A 17568-nucleotide genomic window follows, 5' to 3' on the forward strand; every position below is an offset into this window, starting at 1 on the left:
AGAGACGACCATCAGATCGTTTCCGCCATATCGCGCCTGGATGTCGGCGGCCATAACGGGCGCGGCATAGAGGTTGTCGGTCGGGATATCGAAGAAACCCTGGATCTGCCCCGCGTGCAGATCGACCGAAAGGACGCGGTCGGCGCCCGCCTCGGTGATGAGATTGGCCACCAGCTTGGCCGAGATCGGCGTGCGCGGTCCCGGCTTCCGGTCCTGCCGGGCATAACCGAAATAGGGAATGACCGCGGTGATCCGCTTGGCGCTCGCTCTCCGGCACGCATCGATGGTAATCAGCAGTTCCATCAGATTGTCGTTCGCCGGGAAGCTGGTGGATTGCAGGATGAACAGGTCTTCGCCGCGCACGTTCTCGTGGATTTCGACGAAGATCTCCTCGTCCGCAAAGCGGCGTACGGAGGCATCGGTGAGCGGCATCTCGAGATAGCCCGCGATCGCGCGTGCGAGCGGAAGGTTCGAGTTGGCGGCGACGATCTTCATGGGTGCTGGCAATCCTGAAGGCAGTGGGATTCGGCTGGCCCGGGGCTTAGCCGAGGGTCACCATATTGCAACAGAGGCGGGGTGGTGGCGGGACGATATCGTCATCTTTGCCCAATCACCGCTCCGTTCACTGGCCGGCAAGGCGCTGGTCCACTATGGGATCGCGCTCCTTCGACACCAAGGTCCCATGCCAGGCCCCGCACCCCAAATTCTTGTAAGCCTCGCTGGCTGGCGCGACACGCTCGACGATCGCTGGCCTGGTGCGCGGCGGCGGGTCGGGTCTCTCGCCCTGGTTGTGGCGATCGAGATCGCGATCCTGCTTGCATTGCTGACGCTGGGCGCGGGGGGCGGCGGCGAACAGATCACCCGCAGTGTCGTGACGACCTTCGATGCACGCGAAACGGAAACACCGTCTTCCGAACCGGACCCCCAGCCTGCCTCCGAAACTGCGCAAGCGCCGACCGCCTCTCCCTCGCGGCCTCCCATCCCGGTCGATGCCAGCCCAGATAGAGCCACCCCGCCGCTCGTGCCGCCGCCCCCCGTCATTCTTCAGACACCCAGACCCGCCCCGGTAGCCGCTCCCCCAACTCCGGCGGCACCGGGTAAGCCGAAGATCACCGCCGTCATCCGATCGGATCGAGCGGGACCGCCCACGCCTGCGAACACGGGCATCCCCGGAGATTCGGAGCGGATTGCGGGGAGCGGCCCGAACGGAGAGCCGCTTTACCGGGCGAGGTGGTATCGCGAACCTTATCCCGACGAGTTGCGCGGCTATCTGTCCACAACGCCCGCGCCGGCCTGGGCGCTGATCAACTGCCAGACCCAGCCTGAATACAGGGTCGATCATTGCGTCCTGGTGGATGAATATCCGCAGGGATCGAACATGGGGAGCGCCGTGTTGAACGCGGCCTGGCAGTTCAAGGTCCGTCCGCCCCGGGTGGGCGGGCGCGCGATGGTGGGGGAATGGGTGCGCATTCGGATCGATTATACGCACCTTCCCGGTTAGCGGGGCGGTTCAAGGCGGGAAGGGGGCGAACCCGGCCGGGCCCGACCCTCCCGTTCGATCCCGGTGACTAGAAACCGTCGACGCTTTTGCTGACCAGTATGTTCACGGCGACGCGGCGGTTCTGAGCCTTGCCGGCATCCGTGTAATTATCGGCCAGCGGATCGGCCTCGGCCATGCCGGTGGGTGTCAGCATGCGATAGGGGGCCCAGCCGCACTGCTGCTGCAGATAGTTCACGACACGCGCCGCGCGCTTTTCGCTAAGATCCTGATTTACTTCATAGCTTCCGGTCGAATCGGTATATCCGACCACCAGAAGGAGGGCGTTGTCGGTGGCTTCGGCCTGGTTTGCGGCCTGGCACAAATCGGCCTTGGCCTGTTCGGACAGATTATACTTGCCGGTGTCGAAATTGACGTTGGTGGTCGCCTTGACATTGTACTTGTCGATGTCGCCTACGCGGCCGCGCAGCGCTTCGGTGGCGGCGGTCTGTTCGGCGAAGCCCTGTTCGGTCCCGCTGTGGATCATGTTCGCGACCTTGAGGTCCTTCGACTTGAGATCGATGCGGCTGGCCAGCAGGCCACCGCCCCATTCCTTGGTATCCACGCTTACCGGCAGGCCGTTGAGCAGGTCGGAGGCGGTCAGTTCTTCCTTGCTCAGGCCGAGAAAACCACCGCTCGACTTGATCGTGGTGGGGGTGCCGACACTGACTTCGGTGCGCGTCCCGTCTTCGCCCTTGATCAGCAGCCGGTTGCCGCTGCGGGCGGCGATGACGCCCTCGACCTGCGGGCCGTCCGGAAGTTCTGCCAGGTTTGTTGGCAATTCGCCCTCTACGGTGGTGAGCACCTCGCCGGTCTGCTCGTAGGCCTGCTGGGCCGAGAGCGACGCCAGCGGCGCAGTAGCCATGACGATCAGCGCCAGGTGCCCGGCGGTTTTGAGGCGATTGTTCATGTGGTGAAACTCCTTTTTTCACACCCCCCGGTGCGGATTGGTCGCGGCTCCCGTCCAGCCGCTAGCGGTGCGATGCTCCGCGTTCAGGCGAGGCGGCTGCGGACCGGCGCCTTTCCCGCAAATGAACATCTGGCTCAGGCGCCGCCAAGCTGCGGGGGACCGAGTGCGGGTGTGCGACGAATGGAGTCTGTGGGCGCGCCTGAAGATACTGGCGTGCCCCGCTCTCACAGGATGCTCGCGGCGAAGGCAGGCACGACTTTCGCCTTTCCCCGGCGAGAATACCGATGGCCGAGTTGCTCGGCCCCGTCGACTGTTTCGCCAGACGGGGCCTCGTCCGGGCTAGCGCGCGCGATGCTCGCCCTTCACCCAGCGCACTGTGCCCGAGCTGGCGCGCATCACTACGCTTTCGGTGGTCATCTTCCCATCGCGGGTAACCTTCACGCCGTCGAGCAGCGAACCGTCGGTCACGCCGGTGGCGGCGAAGATGCAATCGCCCATCACCAGATCGTCGCGGGTATAGATGCGGTCGAGATCCTCGATGCCCCATTTGCGGGCCCGAGCCTTTTCGTCTTCGTTGCGGAATACGAGGCGGCCGTTGAACTGCCCGCCCACACAACTGAGCGCTGCGGCGGCCAGCACGCCTTCGGGCGCGCCGCCCTGGCCCATGTAGAGGTCGATGGTGGTGTCGGGATCGGTCACCGCGATCACGCCCGCAACGTCGCCGTCGCCGATCAGGACCACACCGCAACCGAGACCCCGCAGTTCGGCGATGAGATCCGCGTGGCGCGGACGGTCTAGCACGCAGACGATGATGTCCGCAGGCTTGACGCCCTTCTCCTTCGCAACCGCCTTCACGTTTTCGGTGGGGCTCTTGGCAAGATCGATGATCCCGTCGCTGTAGCCTGGGCCGACGGCCAGCTTGTCCATATAGACGTCGGGAGCGTTGAGAAGATTGCCTTCTTCCGCCGCAGCCAGCACCGCCAGCGCATTCGGCCCGGCCTTGGCGGTAATGGTGGTCCCTTCCAGTGGGTCGAGCGCGATGTCGATCTTGGGGCCCCGGCCCGGCGCTCCGCCGACTTTCTCGCCGATGTAGAGCATCGGTGCTTCGTCCCGTTCGCCTTCGCCGATCACCACCGTGCCATCCATGTAAAGCGTATCGAACGCTTCGCGCATGGCTTCCACGGCAGCAGCATCGGCGGCTTTCTCGTCGCCGCGGCCCACAAGCTTGCTGGCGGCGATCGCGGCGGCTTCGGTCACGCGGACCATTTCGAGCACGAGCACGCGGTCGAGGGCATTATCTTGCGAGTTCATCGATGGTTCACTCCCCGGCGGGCGAAAGGAACGCCCGGATCGGGCAGGGCCGATAGCCGGAGGGAGGGCGCCATGTCGAGACATTGGTTCATTGCGCTCGTGGTGCTGCCGGCGACGGGGCCGCTTGCCGCACAGGCGCTCGAGGCCCAAAGCGGCACACCGCCGCAGCGGATCGATCTCACCGCCGCACCGCCCGAGACGGAACCTGTCGTCGACAAGGCTTGCGAGCGCAGGCAGGAGGCCGCGATCATCTCGGGCGAAATTATCGTCTGTGCGGAACGGAAGGCCGCGGGACCGGGCGACTACGACCGGGAGAAAGCCCAGGATCGTTATGCCGCAAAAACCCAGGGACAGAGCACGCCGGACGTGTTCGGCATCCCGAACCACGGAATCGTGGTCGCCCGTGGATGCTTCATCCCGCCGTGCCCCAAGCCACCCGCGTTGATGATCGACGTGACTGCTCTGCCAGAGGCGCCGCCGGGATCGGACGCGGACCGGATCGCGCGAGGCCTGGCGCCGCTGGGTGCAGAGGAGGACGCGAAGGGGCCGCCGCCTACTCCGGCCGAGCAGCGGGATTCGCTGGGGCTACCCGATCCCGACGCCCTGCGGACGCCGGGTGATGCAGCGAATTCCCCAGAGACGCTGTCGCAATGAGGCATTCCTACTCGCGAGTGACGAAGGCCGCCCTCACGATGTTCGTTGCGGTCTGTGTGTGTCGCCCGGCCCTGGCACAGGAGCAGATCATCGGGCCTCCCGCCGAACGTGTCGACATTCTCGCACCTCCTCCCCAGCCGGCCCCCGTTCCCGACCGGGCCTGTCTGCGCAGGCAGGAGTCTGCGGAGATCTCGGGCGAGATCGTGGTCTGCGCAGAGCGCGAGGCGGCGGGCCCGGCGCTCTATGACAGGGATGCGGCCAGGTCTCGCTATGCTGAAAGGACGCGAAATGCAGGGACCATTGCGACGCCGGACGTCGCGGGCGCAGGAATCTTCCGGGGCAAGCCCACCTTCGCGCTGCCGGCACCGGTCCCGGCGCTGATCATCGATGTCACGGCGTTGCCGGAAGCACCGCCTGGATCGGATGCGGACCGGATCGGGCGCGGTCTCGCTCCCTTGGGGGCCGAAACGGAAAGGGCCGCGCCGGAACCCCAAGCCTCTCCCGCGGAGCCGGTGGCGACCCCTCTGGATGGCGAGCGCCTCAGTCCCGCAGGATCGGCAGAACCAGCGGCGCCGCAGTAAGGCTTTCCGATCCTCCCAGCAGTTCCAGCGCCTTGCTTACCGAGCGTTCCAGGCCCTCGTGCGTAACCATGGCGACCAGCACTTCGCTTCCGTTCTCGTTCGCGCGGCCATGCTGGATCAGGCTCTCTATCGAAACCCCCGCATCGCGCATGGCGGCGGTGATCTCCGCAAGCACGCCCGGTCGGTCGGTGACGGTAAAACGGATGTAGTCGCGCCCCTGCCGATCGCCCGGATCGGCTGGCGCCATCGCCGCCAGATCTTGCGCGGGAAGGGAAAACGGGGGTGGGACCGTGCCGCGCGCGATGTCGATGAGGTCGGCCACGATGGCGCTGGCAGTAGGTCCTGCGCCCGCGCCCGCGCCCTGCAACAGCAGACGGCCGACGAAATTCCCCTCCGCCACCACCGCATTGGTCGCGCCGGTAACATGCGCCAGCGGATGGCTCGTGGGCACCAGACAGGGCCGTACGCGCTGGAGCAGCTGGCCCGCCGCGCAGTCGGCCACGCCGACGAGGCGGATCACAAATCCCAGCGCGCGGGCCTGCGCAATGTCGGCGGCGCGCACTTCGCGGATGCCTGTGGTTGCGACGGCGGGAAAGTCTATCCGCGCGCCGAAGCCGATGGCGGCAAGGATCGCCAGCTTGTGCGCCGCGTCGATGCCGTCAACATCGAAGGCCGGGTCCGCCTCCGCGTAACCCTTGGCCTGGGCTTCCGCCAGGACATCGGCGAAATCGGCGCCCGTCGTTTCCATCGTGGAGAGGATGTAATTGCTGGTGCCGTTTAGGATGCCATAGATGCGTTCTATGGCATTCGCCGCCGCCCCCTCGCGCAGGGCCTTCACGACGGGGATGCCGCCGGCAACCGCCGCCTCGAACGCGAGGGAAGCGGAATTGGCCGCGGCCAGTTGCGCGAGTTCCAGTCCGTGATGCGCGATCATCGCCTTGTTGGCAGTTACCAGGCCCTTCCCGGCGGCAAGCGTCTTGCGGGCCAGCTCCAGCGCGGGGCCTTGCGCGCCGCCCACCGCCTCCACCACCACATCGACATCGTGGCGATCGGCAAGCGCGGCCATATCGCTTTCGAGGGCCAAAGCGGAAAGATCGACGCCGCGATCCCGGCCGAGATCGCGCGCGCTGGCCGCCACCACCCGCAAGGGCCGCCCGGCCCGGGCTTCCACCATTTCCCGGTTCGCCTCCAGAAGCTCGATCACGCCGACGCCGACGGTGCCGAGACCGGCCAGAGCGATAGACAGGGGGTGGGCTTTGGTGCGTATCTCGTTCATGCACCCCGACTACCGAACTACGGCAGGGGTGCAACAGGGATCAGCTTCTAGTGCGCGTGCAGGGGCCGAGCTGCGTCATCACAAAGGCATAATCCTGGGCGGCCCTGCGCTGATCCATCGGGCTTTCGGAAATGTTGGCCTCCTGCGGAAGCTGCGCGGGCAGGGCACATGCCAGCCGGTACCAGGCCAGGCTTTCGCGCGCAGCCGGCGCGGCAGACTGGTCGACCAACTCTTCGAAAGAGACGCCCCATCGCGGTTCCATCCCGGGACGCCGGATGACCGTTAGCGCGGCGGGTGCATCGTTGGCAGTCTGAAGAAACACCTGCGTTTCGGACTCGCCTGCCAGATTGCCCTCACTCGAAAGGGCATCGCGCACCTTGGTGATCCGCGGCGGCGCATCGGGACTGGCAAGCGCGGAAAGTATGGGCCGCAGGCGTGCCTCCAGAGCTTGCGACCAGACAAGCTGCGCATCGGGCGCCACCAGCTGGAGCTCGCCTGGGCGCGAGGGCACCGCGCGGGCAAACAGGACGACTTCCTTCTTCTTGAGCTTGGGCGGGCGACCCTTCGAATCGAGGGGCACGTCGACGAGATATTTCAAGGCGCCACCGAGGGGAGCGGTTCCGGCCAGCAGCGAAATGGTATCGGCTTCGACATAAAGGCGGGCGTGTCCCGGTGCGAGCCCGGGCGCGCGCTCCGCCTTGAGGGTAGCCTGCTGCGTAACACGCGCACGCACGACAAGCGGTGCGACATCCGCCAGGGTGACGAGATCGGCATAGGTCAGCGCCGGCTCCTCCGCGACCTGCGTCTCGGCAGCCGCAACGGGAAGCGCGGCCACACCCAGGCATGCCAATCCGGCAATGGCGCCTAAAAGCGTGAATGGGCGGTGTCGGGTAGGAAACATCTCGTCATTCTCCTGTTCGATCTGGCGGGCTGCACCATAACGCTTGAACCCTACGGTCGACGCCACTTTTGTCGTTAATTGGGACTGAACCGCAAGATTTGGGACAGAGCCGCAAAAGGGTTTGCCCGATACGATATCGATGGCTAAGGAACCGGTATCAGGGCCTAAGACATAATATTGCCCTTTTGGTCCGGGGACGGGTATCGCGAGAAATCTGGTGGGCTGGGCTCGCTGCGATTCTTGCGGGGGCGATCTCCGGGGAACGAATTGACAGCACCGCAGTCCTCAGGACAAGGTGTTATAACGCACCTTGATTCTGGTGCGGGACGATGGAGTGACGCGACCGAATGGCCTATGCTGACCAACAAATGAGTTCCAGTCGCATTATTGCGATTGCCATTGTTGCCATCATTCACATCGCATTGGGATACGCGCTTGTTACCGGGCTTGCTTACGATGCGGTCAAGAAGGTGGTGGAGCGTGTGACGACGGTGGACGTAAGCGAGCCGCCGCCGCCGCCGCCGGAAGAACCGCCGCCACCGCCGCCGGAGCAGGAAGTGGCTCCGCCGCCGCCGGTCGCGCCGCCGCCGCCGATCAGCATCGCGCGCACGCCGCCGCCGATCCGCACGACGACGACGATACCGCCGCCGGCTCCGCCTGCGATTCGCATTCCGCCGCCGGCTCCCGTGGCCGCTCCGGCACCTCCACCGGCACCTCCACCGCCGCCGTCGCAAGCACGCGGCGTGCAGACGGAGAACCAGGGCCGCTGGGCTCGTCAGATTCAGGACAACTATCCGGCCCGCGCCATCCGCGAGGAAGCGCAGGGGACCGTCGGCGTCAATGTGACCGTGGGGTCGAACGGCCGCGTGGAAGCGTGCTCCGTATCCCGGTCGAGCGGCAACAGCTCGCTTGACGAGGCGGCCTGTGACGGGATGCGGCGCTATGCCCGGTTCAAGCCGGCGCTGAATGCCGCGGGCAACCCGATTTCGGCGCCTTACAGCACCGCAATTGTCTACCGTTTGGATTGATGAGTTTGAGGCTCTCGCAGAGAGCTGGACAGCAATTACAGTAAAGGACTTCCCGCAATGACCTTCGAACTTCTCGCTGCCGCAGGATCGGCGGCTCCGCAGACCTCCTTCGGCTTCATGGAGGCGATGGAACAAGGCGGCATCATCGCCTGGTCGATTTTCGGCGTGCTGGTGATCATGTCGGTCGGCTCGTTCTACATTCTGTTCACCAAGCTCTTCGAGCAGAACAAGATCATGAACCAGTACAAGGGTGTCCGCACCTCGTTCTGGCGCGCACCGACCATCAAGGAAGGCGCGACCAAGCTAGACAAGAACAGCGCATGGCGCCAGCTCGTGGACGACGCGAACGCTGCCGAAGCGCAGCACGAGAAGATGGGCGACAGCCTTGAAGCGCACGACTGGCTGCACGGCTCGCTCGCACGCTCGGAAGCTGCCATCAATTCCAAGCTCGCCGGTGGCCTGCCCTTCCTCGCCACGGTCGGCGCGACGGCCCCGTTCGTCGGCCTGCTGGGAACGGTTATCGGTATCTACCGCGCCCTGATCAACATCGGCCTTGCCGGTTCGGCCTCGATTGACAAGGTCGCCGGCCCGGTCGGTGAAGCGCTGATCATGACCGCCATTGGTCTGCTCGTCGCTGTTCCCGCGGTGCTCGCCTACAACTGGCTGCAGGCGCGCAATAAGAAGATCGCGGAAATGCTCTCGGGCTTTTCGACCGACCTGCTCGCCAACATCAACTCTCGCGGCGCAGTTCGTCCTGCCGTCGTGACCGGTACCTCGACCCAGCAGGCAGCCAAGGCTGCGGCCACCGCTCCCGCAGCGTCGAAGACCACCAGCACGACGACGACAACGACCACTCCCACCACCCCCACGAAGCGTTAAGCCATATCGGGGCGGGTGGCTTTGTCGCTCCGCCCCGACGGTCGCTCCCAAATGTATTTACGGATAGGATAACCCATGGCGATTTCTGCGGGAGGCGGTGGCGTCGAGAGGCCGATGTCGGACATCAACACGACGCCGCTCGTCGACGTGATGCTGGTGCTCCTGATCATCTTCCTGGTGGCGGTTCCGGTTGCGATCCAGACGATCGAGAAGCTGAAGATTCCGGTTTTCGAATCCCTTGAATCGAAGGACAAGGTTGAAAACCTGCTTCTGACCGTGAGCTCCACGGACGAAGCTGGATTGAGCGCAGGGCAGCCGGGCTTTAACGGCGCTTCGCGGAACGGAGAGTGCCGGATCTACTTCAACAACGTGACGCCAGTGAGCTCGGAAGAGCTTTACGATCAGGCGTTCCAGCGTCTCGACACCATCGTTCAGCGGGCCGGTGGGCCGGACGCGATCAAGGCAGATCCGGAGAAGATTCCGCAGGTTCATATCCGCGGCGATATCAATGCGCCCTGGCAGTGCGTGGCGGGCGCCATCTATAACGTGCAGGCGGCAGGGTATCCCACCGTCGGCTTTATCTCTAACCCTGTCGAACCCGGCGTCTAAGCCGGAAGCAGGGCAGAGAAACAGGAGTAAGTTCCCATGGCAATGTCAGGCGGCAAGGACGATGGCGCGCCGATGATCGAGATGAACATGACGCCGTTGATCGACGTCCTGCTCTGCCTCCTCATCATCTTCATCATGTCCATCCCGGTCGCGACCCACTCGGTCGATGTTGATTTGCCGCAGCCGAACCCTGCGGATACCAACATGGTCGAGCCGACCAAGAACAAGCTGGTTCTGACCGGTCAGGATCAGATCCTGTGGAACGGCAACAATATCGACCAGGGTCAGCTCGTTACCCTTCTCGAAGCGTCACGCAGCATGGCCGTGGAACCCGAGCTTCAGTTCGAGCCCGAGGCCCGCGCCAGCTATGACTTGTCGGCCAAGGTCTTGAACATCATCAAGGCCAGCGGCGTAACCAAGTTCGGCTTCGTCGGGAACGAGCAGTATCGCTCCTTCGGAAAGCCTGCCTGATTCTTTATCGTCAGGTGCACCAACGATTAGAGGGGCGGCGCAAGCCGCCCTTTTTTATTACCCCATTCTCGTGACCATAGACTTTTGCAGTCGTGATCCTGCGATCGAAGATAAATTAATCAAATTGCTGGTTGCGGCAATAAGCGAGAGACCCGAGCCGGAGCCTTGATTCGAAGCTCCCGCATGATCGGGGCGTTAACGACCGGCAGGAATGCTTTGCCCGTATGAAACGAAGCGGGTTCACCGACATGGGCATCTTCGGCAATCAGGTCCATCTTTGCTTCAACGCTCTCACTTAGTCTTCCAGAGCATCGGATCGGTCGACACGCATCGCCGCTGCAGCGAGGCTCTCCGCTTCCAGTAGCAATTCGTCATCCGCGCTGCCTTGCGGCGTCGCCTCTCGCCCGATCATCACCATGACGGGAACGGCAAGCGGGCTGACCCGCTCCAGTTCCACATGAACCAGCTCGCTCGCAGCGCCATCCAGCAGATCACCCAGGCGCCCCACATCCGTCATCCGCGTTCGCGCATCGGCCCAGGCGGCCTCCAGCAGGACATGATCGGGTTCGTATTTGCGCAGCACATCGTAGATGAGGTCGGTCGAGAAGGTAACCTGCTTGCCCGTCTTGCGCTTGCCGGGCTGCTGTCGCTCCACCAGCCCACCAATCACCGCCACCTCGCGAAAGGCGCGCCGGAGAAGATGGCTGGTCTGTACCCAGTCGATAAACTCGTCCTGGAGGATATCGGGAGACAGCAGCGGGCGGGGGTCGGTCACCGGGCGAAGGCCCCAGACCGCGAGGCTGTAGTCGTTTGCGACAAATCCACCGGGCATCAGCCCGCGATCCTCCATCCGCTTAGTGATAAGCATGCCGAGCGACTGGTTCGCGTTCCAGCCGATGAAGGTGTAATAGACGGTATATTCGCGCTTGGCATGGGGGAAGCTTTCGACCAGCAGGCTGTCCGGTCCTGGCATCCGGCTGCGCCAGTCCTGCACTTCCAGCCATTCGCGTACGTCGTCGGGAAAGCGCGCCCAACCGGCCCGATCGACCAGCATCTGGCGCACCCGCGATGCCAGATGCGTCGTCAACGGCAGCCGTTGTCCGCCGTAGCTGGGGATCATCGCGCTGGTCTTTGCCGCGCGGACGAGAACCTCCATGTCCTGAAGCTTGACGACCTCCAGGCTCATGCCGGCGAATGCGAAGGTATCGCCCGGGCTCAGCGACGCGGCGAAGCGTTCCTCCACTTTTCCAAGGGATCGCCCGCCGCGCCTGCCCCCCCCGCTGATCCGAACCTCCAGCATTTCGCTGTCGACGATGATGCCCGCGTTCAAACGATGGCGTGCGGCCTGCTCTGGGTGCGCCAGGCGCCAGACGCCATCGGGTGCGCGCACGATCCGCTTGAACTTGTCATAGGCCTTGAGCGCATAGCCACCGCTCTCCACGAAGGAGAGCACCCGGGCCAGCACCTCCGCATCGACCCACGCATAGCTAAGGCTGGAACGGATTTCGGTCAAAAGCGCGTCTTCGTGGAATGGCGCAGCGCAGGCGCAGGCCATGACATGCTGTGCGAGCACATCGAGCCCGCCCGGACGAAAATCTTCGCCATCCCGCTGCCCCTCGTCGACGGCCTCCTTGGCCGCCGTCGCCTCCAGGAACTCGAAGCGATTGCCAGGCACCAGCAGGGCACGACTGGGCTGGTCGAGCCTATGGTTCGCTCGTCCGATCCGCTGAAGCAGCCTGCTCGATCCCTTGGGCGCGCCCATCTGGACCACCAGATCGATATCACCCCAGTCGACGCCCAGATCGAGGCTCGCCGTGGCCACCAGCGCACGGAGTTCGCCGCGGGCCATCGCCCCTTCGACCTTCCGCCGCGCCTCCTTGCTCAGCGATCCGTGGTGGACGCCGATGGGGAGATTGTCCTCGTTCACGGTCCACAGGTTCTGGAAGATGTATTCTGCCAGAAAGCGCGTGTTGGTAAAGATCAGCGTGGTGCGGTTCTTCCGGATCTGCTCGTAAAGCTGCGGAATTGCCCAGGTGGCGGCGTGTCCGCCCCATGGCACCCGCTCTTCATCGGGCAAGAGTATCTCCACCTCCGCCGGGGCGCCGGCTTCTCCTTGGACCAGATCAACGCTGTCGATGTCTCCCCAGGGGGCCAGCCATTCGCGAAAGCTCTCCGGATCGGCGAGCGTTGCGGACAGGGCCGCGCGTTGCATGCCGGGAGAGATCGACTGCAACCTGCTGAGCGCGAGCGCCAGCAGATCTCCGCGCTTGCCGGTCGCAAAGGCATGAATTTCGTCGATGACGATCCGTTTCAGGCCGACAAACAGTTCGAAGCTGTCCGGATAGCTCAAGAGCAACGACAGGCTTTCCGGCGTGGTCAGCAGAATATGCGGCGGGCGGGTCCGTTGCCGCTTCTTGCGATCCGACGGTGTATCGCCGCTGCGCGTTTCGATCCGGACCGTCAGCCCCATTTCTTCCACCGGGGCGATGAGATTACGCTGCACATCATGCGCCAGGGCCTTGAGCGGCGACACGTAGAGTGTGTGAAGCCCCTCGGGGGGAGGCTCTCCCGCCAGGCGGGAGGGCGTAAAGTCGGTCAGCGTCGGGAGAAACCCCGCCAGCGTCTTGCCGGCGCCCGTATCAGCGACCAGCAGGGCGTGCCGGCCGGCATCGCCCGCCGCCATCATGTCGCGCTGATGACGCCGTATCTTCCAGTCCCGGCCAGCGAACCAGGTTTCAATCTCCGGGGGCACCAACAAGGTCATCGATCTCGTCAGTGGGAAGATTACAGCGCGGAATCAATCGCCGAGAGAGCGATCACCATGCCATACCCTCCACGGAATAAACAAATGTCGCAGCAAATCAGCTGCATGTGCGCCGAACCGCTCTTTCGGTGCGCCGTGCCGTGGACCAATTAGTCCCCCCGTCCGTTAAATAAGTATACGGTCTCTCAGAGGCCGAACAGTTTGCCTGATCGCCCCCTCAGCCGCCTGGCGCTCCGGACAAAGCCCAGTCAGGCGGCAATGGAGAGCAACTCATGGACAACAGAGACCGCAATCGCAATAATCAGTCTGGCGGAAACGAGCGCGACCGCTTCGATCGCAACGATCAGCAGGCCGAACAGTTCTACGACAGTGACAATCGCCAGCAGGGCGACGACCGTTGGCGGGGTGGCAGCTACGATACCTCAAGCCGCGAGAGCGGCAACCAACGCCAAAATTACTCTCGCGGTGGCTCGGGTTATGCATCCGATACGTCATCGTTCGATGACTACGACCGGCCGATGCCATCGTCTCGTTATTCGCGCGAGGAAACGCGCCATAGCTACTTCCGCCCGGACGATTTCGGCGGTGAAGACTATTCGGATGGACGCTATGGCTCCAACCGGGGCAGCGGCTATAGAAGCCGAAATTACGGCGCGGGAAGCTACGGCATGTATAGTGGAAGTGGTTCGATGGGTTCGCGCGGTTACGACCGTGATGAGCGCGGCTTCTTCGACAAAGCTGGCGACGAAGTGATGAGCTGGTTTGGCGATGAGGATGCCGAACGCAGGCGCCGCATGGACCATCGTGGACGCGGCCCCGCAAACTACGAACGCTCGAACGAACGCCTTCTGGAAGACGCATGCGAGCGGCTTACTCACGACAGCCGGGTCGATGCGACCAACATCAATGTGACCTGTGCCGATAACGAGGTAACGCTCGATGGGACGGTAACCAGCCGGTCGGCAAAGCGCCGCGCCGAAGACGTGGTCCACGACATCACCGGCGTGAAGCATGTGCAGAACAATCTGCGCATCAAGAACAACGACAGCAACTATTACTCGTCGGACGAAGACCGCACTGTCGAGAGCTGATCAAAAGCAAATTCCGAATAAAAAGGGGCCCGTAATTCGGGCCCCTTTCTGTTGGCGATGCCTAATTTTTGGCGAGGCAGGATCAGTGGCCCACGCTTTCGCCGCGTTCGAGCCCCGAAAGCTCGAGTTGTTCGTCGATCTGGGCGACGAGACGGTCCAGTCCTTCCTGGCTTTCGCTTTCGGCGCGCGCGACAAGAACGTCCTGAGTGTTGGACGCGCGCAGTAGCCACCAACCATCCGCGTTGGTCACGCGCACGCCGTCGGTCCCATCGACATCGTCGGGGCTGTTGGCGAGCCGCTGCTTGACCTCCTCGATGGCGGCGAACTTGCGGCTCTCGTCGACCTGGAACCGCATTTCGGGCGTGTTGACCATGGCGGGCATGGCGCCGCGCAATTCGGTAACCGTCCGGCCGAGCCGCGCGCTGGCGGCGATAAGGCGGATGCCCGCGTAGAGCGCATCGTCGTATCCATAATAGGTATCGGCGAAAAACACGTGCCCGCTCATCTCACCCGCCAGGGGCGATCCGGTTTCCTTCATTTTCGACTTGATGAGCGAATGGCCGGTCTTCCACATCAGCGGCTGCCCGCCGAATCTCGAAACTGTGTCGAAAAGGGCCCGGCTCGCCTTCACGTCGGCAATCACGGTAGCGCCCGGGTGGGTCTTCAGCACATCTTCGGCATAGATCATGAGCAACTGGTCGCCCCAGATGACCCGGCCCTGCCCGTCGATGGCCCCGATCCGGTCGCCATCGCCATCGAAGGCGATGCCGAAATCGAGGTTCTTGTCGGCGACCAGTTTCTTGAGGTCGGCGAGATTGTCCTCGACCGTCGGATCGGGATGGTGATTGGGGAAGTTGCCGTCCACCTCGGTGTAGAGCAGATGATGCTCACCGGGCAGCTTCGCGGCGAGCTTCTCGAGCGCCGGGCCGGCCGCGCCATTGCCCGCGTCCCAACCGACTTTCAGTTGAGAAAGTTTCGCTTCGTCGACGTGTTCGAGCGCATTCAACATGCGATCTATATACTGATTGAGAATCTCGCGGGTTTCCACACTGCCCGATCCATCGGTCCAGTCGCCCGCGGCGGCCATTTCACCGATCTTCAGTATGTCTGCACCGAAGAACGGGCGGCCCTGGAAGACCATCTTGAAGCCATTGTAATTGGCGGGATTGTGGCTGCCGGTGATCTGAATGCCCCCGTCGACGTCCTCCATCGACGCCTCGGCGAAATAGAGCATGGGGGTGGGGCCCATGCCCACTCTCACCACATCGCATCCGCTCGCGTTAAGTCCCTCGATCAGCGCGTGTTCCAGCATAGGCGAGCTGACACGCCCGTCGTAGCCGACGGCCACCTTGCTGCCGCCCGCGCGGCCGAGCAGGGTCGCGAAACCGCGCCCGATCGCTCGCGCGTCGTCTGGTCCCAGGGTTTCGCCGATAATTCCGCGAATGTCGTATTCGCGCAGGACGGTGGAATCGAATTGATGGCTCATCGGGTGTTCTCCGGCATGTGGTCGAGAAGAAGATCGCGCGCCTGCGTGAGCGCGGCAAGCCGCGGGGCACTGCCGCCGCGATCGGGATGGGCGTCGGCGGCAAGACGACGATAGGCGGTGCGCACGTCCTCGCGGCTTGCACCGGGCGAAAGGCGCAAAAGTCGGCGCGCTTTCGCGATTTCCCGCGCCCTGTTCGGCTTTGTCGACAGCCAGTCCCATGGCCACGCCCCTGTCAGCCAGCGAACCGCCATGGCTATCACGGCGGCCAGGACCAGCAGCTTGATCACGCCGCGGCGCCCTCGGCCGGTTCGGCGCGAGAGGAAAGGCCGGGCAAGTTCAGACTCGCGACCAATCCGCGCAGTTCCTGCCGCGCGACAAGATGGCTGGTGCCGAGATCGCCAAGGTGCCCCTTGTCGAGCAAGGTCAGCCCGCTCGGGAAGAGCTCGCGGTAGATCACGCGTTCGGACAGGCCCTTGGCGACGCGAAAGCCCACGCGCTTGGACATTTCGCCCAAAGCCTTTTCGATACGCGCCATGTTTCGCGCCTCGGTATAGCCGGTGCGGTTTCTCACCACGACCCAATCCATCTGAGGCCGCTGCTGTTCCAGCGTGGATCGAGAGCGCTTGAGCCGCGCCTCCCAGATCAACTCCGCGTAGAAGCTGAGTTTCTTTACCTTGAAGCTTTCCCCTTCCACCTGCCCGATCAGGTCGAAGTCCACGAAGCTGTCGTTCATTGGAGTGATGAGCGTATCGGCTTCGGACGCGGCGTGACGGGCAAGCGGGTCGTCGCGCCCGGGAGTGTCGATGACGATGAAATCGGCGCCTTGGGCCTCGCGCGCGACAAGTTCCTCGAATGCCTCGGGCGTCAGCCCGTCGGCGACGTGGCTCGCAGCGGTGGGGAGATCGATGCTGCGCTTTTCCGCCGTTGCGCGCCGGTTTTCAAAATAGCGGTCCATCGTGCGCTGGCGCGGGTCGAGATCGAAGGCGACCACGCGCTTGCCACTGTAGCCGAGCGCGACAGCGACATGCACTGCGGTCGTCGACTTGCCGGTGCCGCCTTTCTCATTCGCGAAGGTGATGCGGTGGGGGCGGGCGGCGTCGGTCACGGTGGTGGCTGGTCTCGCTGGTGGTTGGACTGCCCTTCGCAAGGCGCTAGGGGCGAGCCGTCCCCTATCGGAGGTGAATGAGGCGTGCAAACAGTCACGACGCTGGGCGTGTTGAGAAATAGCGTTGGCGCTCTGCGCGAAGATGGCGGCACGGTGGCGCTTGTACCGACCATGGGCGCCCTGCACGAGGGGCATCTGACGCTGATCCGCACCGCGCGCGATCGTGCCGACCATGTCGTCGCCTCGATCTTCGTGAATCCCCGCCAGTTCGGACCCAGTGAAGATCTTGATGCCTATCCGCGCCAATTGGAACGCGACAGCGGTCTGCTGGCGGCGGAAGGGGTGGCTTTGTTATGGGCGCCGCAACCTGACGAGGTTTATCCCGAAGGCTACGCCACCAATGTCAGTGTGGCCGGGGTGAGCGAGGGTTTGTGTGGCGGCGATCGCCCCAGGCATTTCGACGGGGTGGCCACGGTGGTATGCAAGCTGTTCAACCAGGTGCGGCCCGACATGGCGTTCTTCGGCGAGAAGGACTGGCAGCAGCTTGCGGTTATCCGCCGCATGGCGCGCGATCTCGACCTCACGATGCCGCATGTCGACGCGATCCACGGCGTACCGATCGTGCGTGAGGCGGACGGCGTCGCGATGAGTAGCCGCAACGCCTATCTTTCGCCCGAGCAGCGCGCCGCCGCCGCCGCTCTCCCCACGGCCATGAGGGATGCGGTCGACTTGCTTCAGGACGGGGGCGGGGCAGACCGGGCCTTGGGTAATCTGCGCGATGCCTTGCGCACAGCGGGGTTCGACACGGTGGATTACGCGGAGCTTCGCGATGGAGACAGCCTCGTCCCGCTGGATCGCCTCGCACCGGGGGCCCGGCTCTTCGTTGCGGCGCGCATCGGCGGCACCCGCCTCATCGACAACATGGCCGCCGGTTGACCACCGCGCCCCAAGTGCCCAATTGAGCC

19 protein-coding genes are annotated in these 17568 nt (G+C 64.0%); 9 read left to right on the forward strand and 10 right to left on the reverse strand.

What is annotated here, in order from left to right:
* The coding region (prs, locus tag ACFDTG_RS04690; RefSeq protein WP_375289855.1) for a ribose-phosphate diphosphokinase at window positions 1-495 on the reverse strand (495 nt) is incomplete at its 3' end.
* Between the two features lie 187 nt (window positions 496-682).
* On the opposite strand from prs, the gene ACFDTG_RS04695 reads away from it, so the two are divergent.
* Window positions 683-1501, forward strand: coding sequence for a hypothetical protein (locus tag ACFDTG_RS04695; protein ID WP_375289856.1), 819 nt, complete (start codon window positions 683-685; stop codon window positions 1499-1501).
* Window positions 1502-1568: 67 nt separating this feature from the next.
* On the opposite strand, the gene ACFDTG_RS04700 is transcribed toward ACFDTG_RS04695, so the two are convergent.
* Window positions 1569-2447, reverse strand: a complete 879-nt coding sequence (locus ACFDTG_RS04700) for an OmpA family protein (protein ID WP_375289857.1) — start codon at window positions 2445-2447, stop codon at window positions 1569-1571.
* Between the two features lie 339 nt (window positions 2448-2786).
* A complete protein-coding gene (glpX, locus tag ACFDTG_RS04705) occupies window positions 2787-3758 on the reverse strand; it encodes a class II fructose-bisphosphatase (protein WP_375289858.1) in 972 nt (323 codons plus the stop codon).
* 72 nt (window positions 3759-3830) lie between these two features.
* Here glpX and ACFDTG_RS04710 point away from each other — a divergent pair, with 72 nt between their 5' ends.
* Together ACFDTG_RS04710 and ACFDTG_RS04715 are read left to right on the forward strand one after the other, a co-directional pair.
* The gene (locus tag ACFDTG_RS04710; RefSeq protein ID WP_375289859.1) at window positions 3831-4412 is read left to right on the forward strand and encodes a hypothetical protein; all 582 of its coding nucleotides are present in this window, start codon (window positions 3831-3833) and stop codon (window positions 4410-4412) included.
* A gap of 17 nt (window positions 4413-4429) precedes the next feature.
* Window positions 4430-4993 (forward strand): hypothetical protein, encoded by a 564-nt coding sequence (locus ACFDTG_RS04715; protein ID WP_375289860.1) that lies wholly within the window; start codon window positions 4430-4432, stop codon window positions 4991-4993.
* Here the strand turns inward: ACFDTG_RS04715 and ACFDTG_RS04720 are convergent.
* Together ACFDTG_RS04720 and ACFDTG_RS04725 are read right to left on the reverse strand one after the other, a co-directional pair.
* Window positions 4953-6269 carry a homoserine dehydrogenase gene (locus tag ACFDTG_RS04720; RefSeq protein ID WP_375289861.1) on the reverse strand — a complete coding sequence of 439 codons (1317 nt, stop codon included), beginning with the start codon at window positions 6267-6269 and terminating at the stop codon, window positions 4953-4955. The genes ACFDTG_RS04715 and ACFDTG_RS04720 overlap by 41 nt on opposite strands.
* 40 nt (window positions 6270-6309) lie before the next feature.
* Window positions 6310-7236 carry a hypothetical protein gene (locus ACFDTG_RS04725; RefSeq protein ID WP_375289862.1) on the reverse strand — a complete coding sequence of 309 codons (927 nt, stop codon included), beginning with the start codon at window positions 7234-7236 and terminating at the stop codon, window positions 6310-6312.
* A 281-nt stretch (window positions 7237-7517) separates the two neighbouring features.
* On the opposite strand from ACFDTG_RS04725, the gene ACFDTG_RS04730 reads away from it, so the two are divergent.
* The 4 genes from ACFDTG_RS04730 to ACFDTG_RS04745 all read left to right on the forward strand — a co-directional run bounded on the left by ACFDTG_RS04730 (window position 7518) and on the right by ACFDTG_RS04745 (window position 10157).
* The gene (locus ACFDTG_RS04730) at window positions 7518-8198 is read left to right on the forward strand and encodes an energy transducer TonB (protein ID WP_375289863.1); all 681 of its coding nucleotides are present in this window, start codon (window positions 7518-7520) and stop codon (window positions 8196-8198) included.
* A 57-nt stretch (window positions 8199-8255) separates the two neighbouring features.
* The gene (locus ACFDTG_RS04735) at window positions 8256-9077 is read left to right on the forward strand and encodes a MotA/TolQ/ExbB proton channel family protein (RefSeq protein ID WP_375289864.1); all 822 of its coding nucleotides are present in this window, start codon (window positions 8256-8258) and stop codon (window positions 9075-9077) included.
* Between the two features lie 75 nt (window positions 9078-9152).
* Window positions 9153-9686 (forward strand): ExbD/TolR family protein, encoded by a 534-nt coding sequence (locus ACFDTG_RS04740; protein WP_375289865.1) that lies wholly within the window; start codon window positions 9153-9155, stop codon window positions 9684-9686.
* 36 nt (window positions 9687-9722) lie between these two features.
* Window positions 9723-10157 carry an ExbD/TolR family protein gene (locus ACFDTG_RS04745; protein WP_375289866.1) on the forward strand — a complete coding sequence of 145 codons (435 nt, stop codon included), beginning with the start codon at window positions 9723-9725 and terminating at the stop codon, window positions 10155-10157.
* A gap of 119 nt (window positions 10158-10276) precedes the next feature.
* Here the strand turns inward: ACFDTG_RS04745 and ACFDTG_RS04750 are convergent, their stop codons facing one another.
* Together ACFDTG_RS04750 and ACFDTG_RS04755 are read right to left on the reverse strand one after the other, a co-directional pair.
* Window positions 10277-10432 (reverse strand): hypothetical protein, encoded by a 156-nt coding sequence (locus ACFDTG_RS04750; RefSeq protein WP_375289867.1) that lies wholly within the window; start codon window positions 10430-10432, stop codon window positions 10277-10279.
* A 20-nt stretch (window positions 10433-10452) separates the two neighbouring features.
* Window positions 10453-12921: a ligase-associated DNA damage response DEXH box helicase gene (locus tag ACFDTG_RS04755; protein WP_375289868.1), complete on the reverse strand. Its 2469-nt coding sequence runs from the start codon at window positions 12919-12921 to the stop codon at window positions 10453-10455.
* 272 nt (window positions 12922-13193) lie between these two features.
* Between ACFDTG_RS04755 and ACFDTG_RS04760 the strand changes: the two genes are divergently transcribed.
* Complete coding sequence (locus ACFDTG_RS04760) at window positions 13194-14012, forward strand: SWFGD domain-containing protein (protein WP_375289869.1); 819 nt, start codon at window positions 13194-13196, stop codon at window positions 14010-14012.
* Between the two features lie 82 nt (window positions 14013-14094).
* Here the strand turns inward: ACFDTG_RS04760 and pgmG are convergent, their stop codons facing one another.
* Genes pgmG through ACFDTG_RS04775 form a run of 3 tightly spaced genes read right to left on the reverse strand, consistent with a single transcriptional unit; the run spans window position 14095 to window position 16603 of the window.
* Window positions 14095-15498 (reverse strand): phosphoglucomutase/phosphomannomutase PgmG, encoded by a 1404-nt coding sequence (pgmG, locus tag ACFDTG_RS04765; protein ID WP_375289870.1) that lies wholly within the window; start codon window positions 15496-15498, stop codon window positions 14095-14097.
* The gene (locus ACFDTG_RS04770; RefSeq protein WP_375289871.1) at window positions 15495-15785 is read right to left on the reverse strand and encodes a J domain-containing protein; all 291 of its coding nucleotides are present in this window, start codon (window positions 15783-15785) and stop codon (window positions 15495-15497) included. The genes pgmG and ACFDTG_RS04770 overlap by 4 nt, the downstream gene beginning before the upstream one ends.
* Entirely contained in the window at window positions 15782-16603 is an 822-nt protein-coding gene (locus ACFDTG_RS04775; RefSeq protein WP_375289872.1) for a division plane positioning ATPase MipZ, read from the reverse strand. The genes ACFDTG_RS04770 and ACFDTG_RS04775 overlap by 4 nt, the downstream gene beginning before the upstream one ends.
* Window positions 16604-16687: 84 nt before the next feature.
* Here ACFDTG_RS04775 and panC point away from each other — a divergent pair, with 84 nt between their 5' ends.
* Entirely contained in the window at window positions 16688-17539 is an 852-nt protein-coding gene (gene panC / locus ACFDTG_RS04780) for a pantoate--beta-alanine ligase (RefSeq protein ID WP_375289873.1), read from the forward strand.
* Window positions 17540-17568: the final 29 nt, after the last annotated feature.

It is taken from the genome of Qipengyuania sp. (assembly GCF_042095715.1).
Lineage (GTDB): Bacteria > Pseudomonadota > Alphaproteobacteria > Sphingomonadales > Sphingomonadaceae > Qipengyuania.

Bases quoted from the DNA above. Each gene is read 5' to 3' on its own strand.
- ACFDTG_RS04695 (WP_375289856.1), top strand. From the start codon at position 683: ATGCCAGGCCCCGCACCCCAAATTCTTGTAAGCCTCGCTGGCTGGCGC.
- ACFDTG_RS04700 (WP_375289857.1), bottom strand. From the start codon at position 2,447: ATGAACAATCGCCTCAAAACCGCCGGGCACCTGGCGCTGATCGTCATG.
- glpX (WP_375289858.1), bottom strand. From the start codon at position 3,758: ATGAACTCGCAAGATAATGCCCTCGACCGCGTGCTCGTGCTCGAAATG.
- ACFDTG_RS04710 (WP_375289859.1), top strand. From the start codon at position 3,831: ATGTCGAGACATTGGTTCATTGCGCTCGTGGTGCTGCCGGCGACGGGG.
- ACFDTG_RS04720 (WP_375289861.1), bottom strand. From the start codon at position 6,269: ATGAACGAGATACGCACCAAAGCCCACCCCCTGTCTATCGCTCTGGCC.
- ACFDTG_RS04730 (WP_375289863.1), top strand. From the start codon at position 7,518: ATGGCCTATGCTGACCAACAAATGAGTTCCAGTCGCATTATTGCGATT.
- ACFDTG_RS04735 (WP_375289864.1), top strand. From the start codon at position 8,256: ATGACCTTCGAACTTCTCGCTGCCGCAGGATCGGCGGCTCCGCAGACC.
- ACFDTG_RS04740 (WP_375289865.1), top strand. From the start codon at position 9,153: ATGGCGATTTCTGCGGGAGGCGGTGGCGTCGAGAGGCCGATGTCGGAC.
- ACFDTG_RS04745 (WP_375289866.1), top strand. From the start codon at position 9,723: ATGGCAATGTCAGGCGGCAAGGACGATGGCGCGCCGATGATCGAGATG.
- ACFDTG_RS04750 (WP_375289867.1), bottom strand. From the start codon at position 10,432: ATGGACCTGATTGCCGAAGATGCCCATGTCGGTGAACCCGCTTCGTTT.
- ACFDTG_RS04755 (WP_375289868.1), bottom strand. From the start codon at position 12,921: ATGACCTTGTTGGTGCCCCCGGAGATTGAAACCTGGTTCGCTGGCCGG.
- ACFDTG_RS04760 (WP_375289869.1), top strand. From the start codon at position 13,194: ATGGACAACAGAGACCGCAATCGCAATAATCAGTCTGGCGGAAACGAG.
- pgmG (WP_375289870.1), bottom strand. From the start codon at position 15,498: ATGAGCCATCAATTCGATTCCACCGTCCTGCGCGAATACGACATTCGC.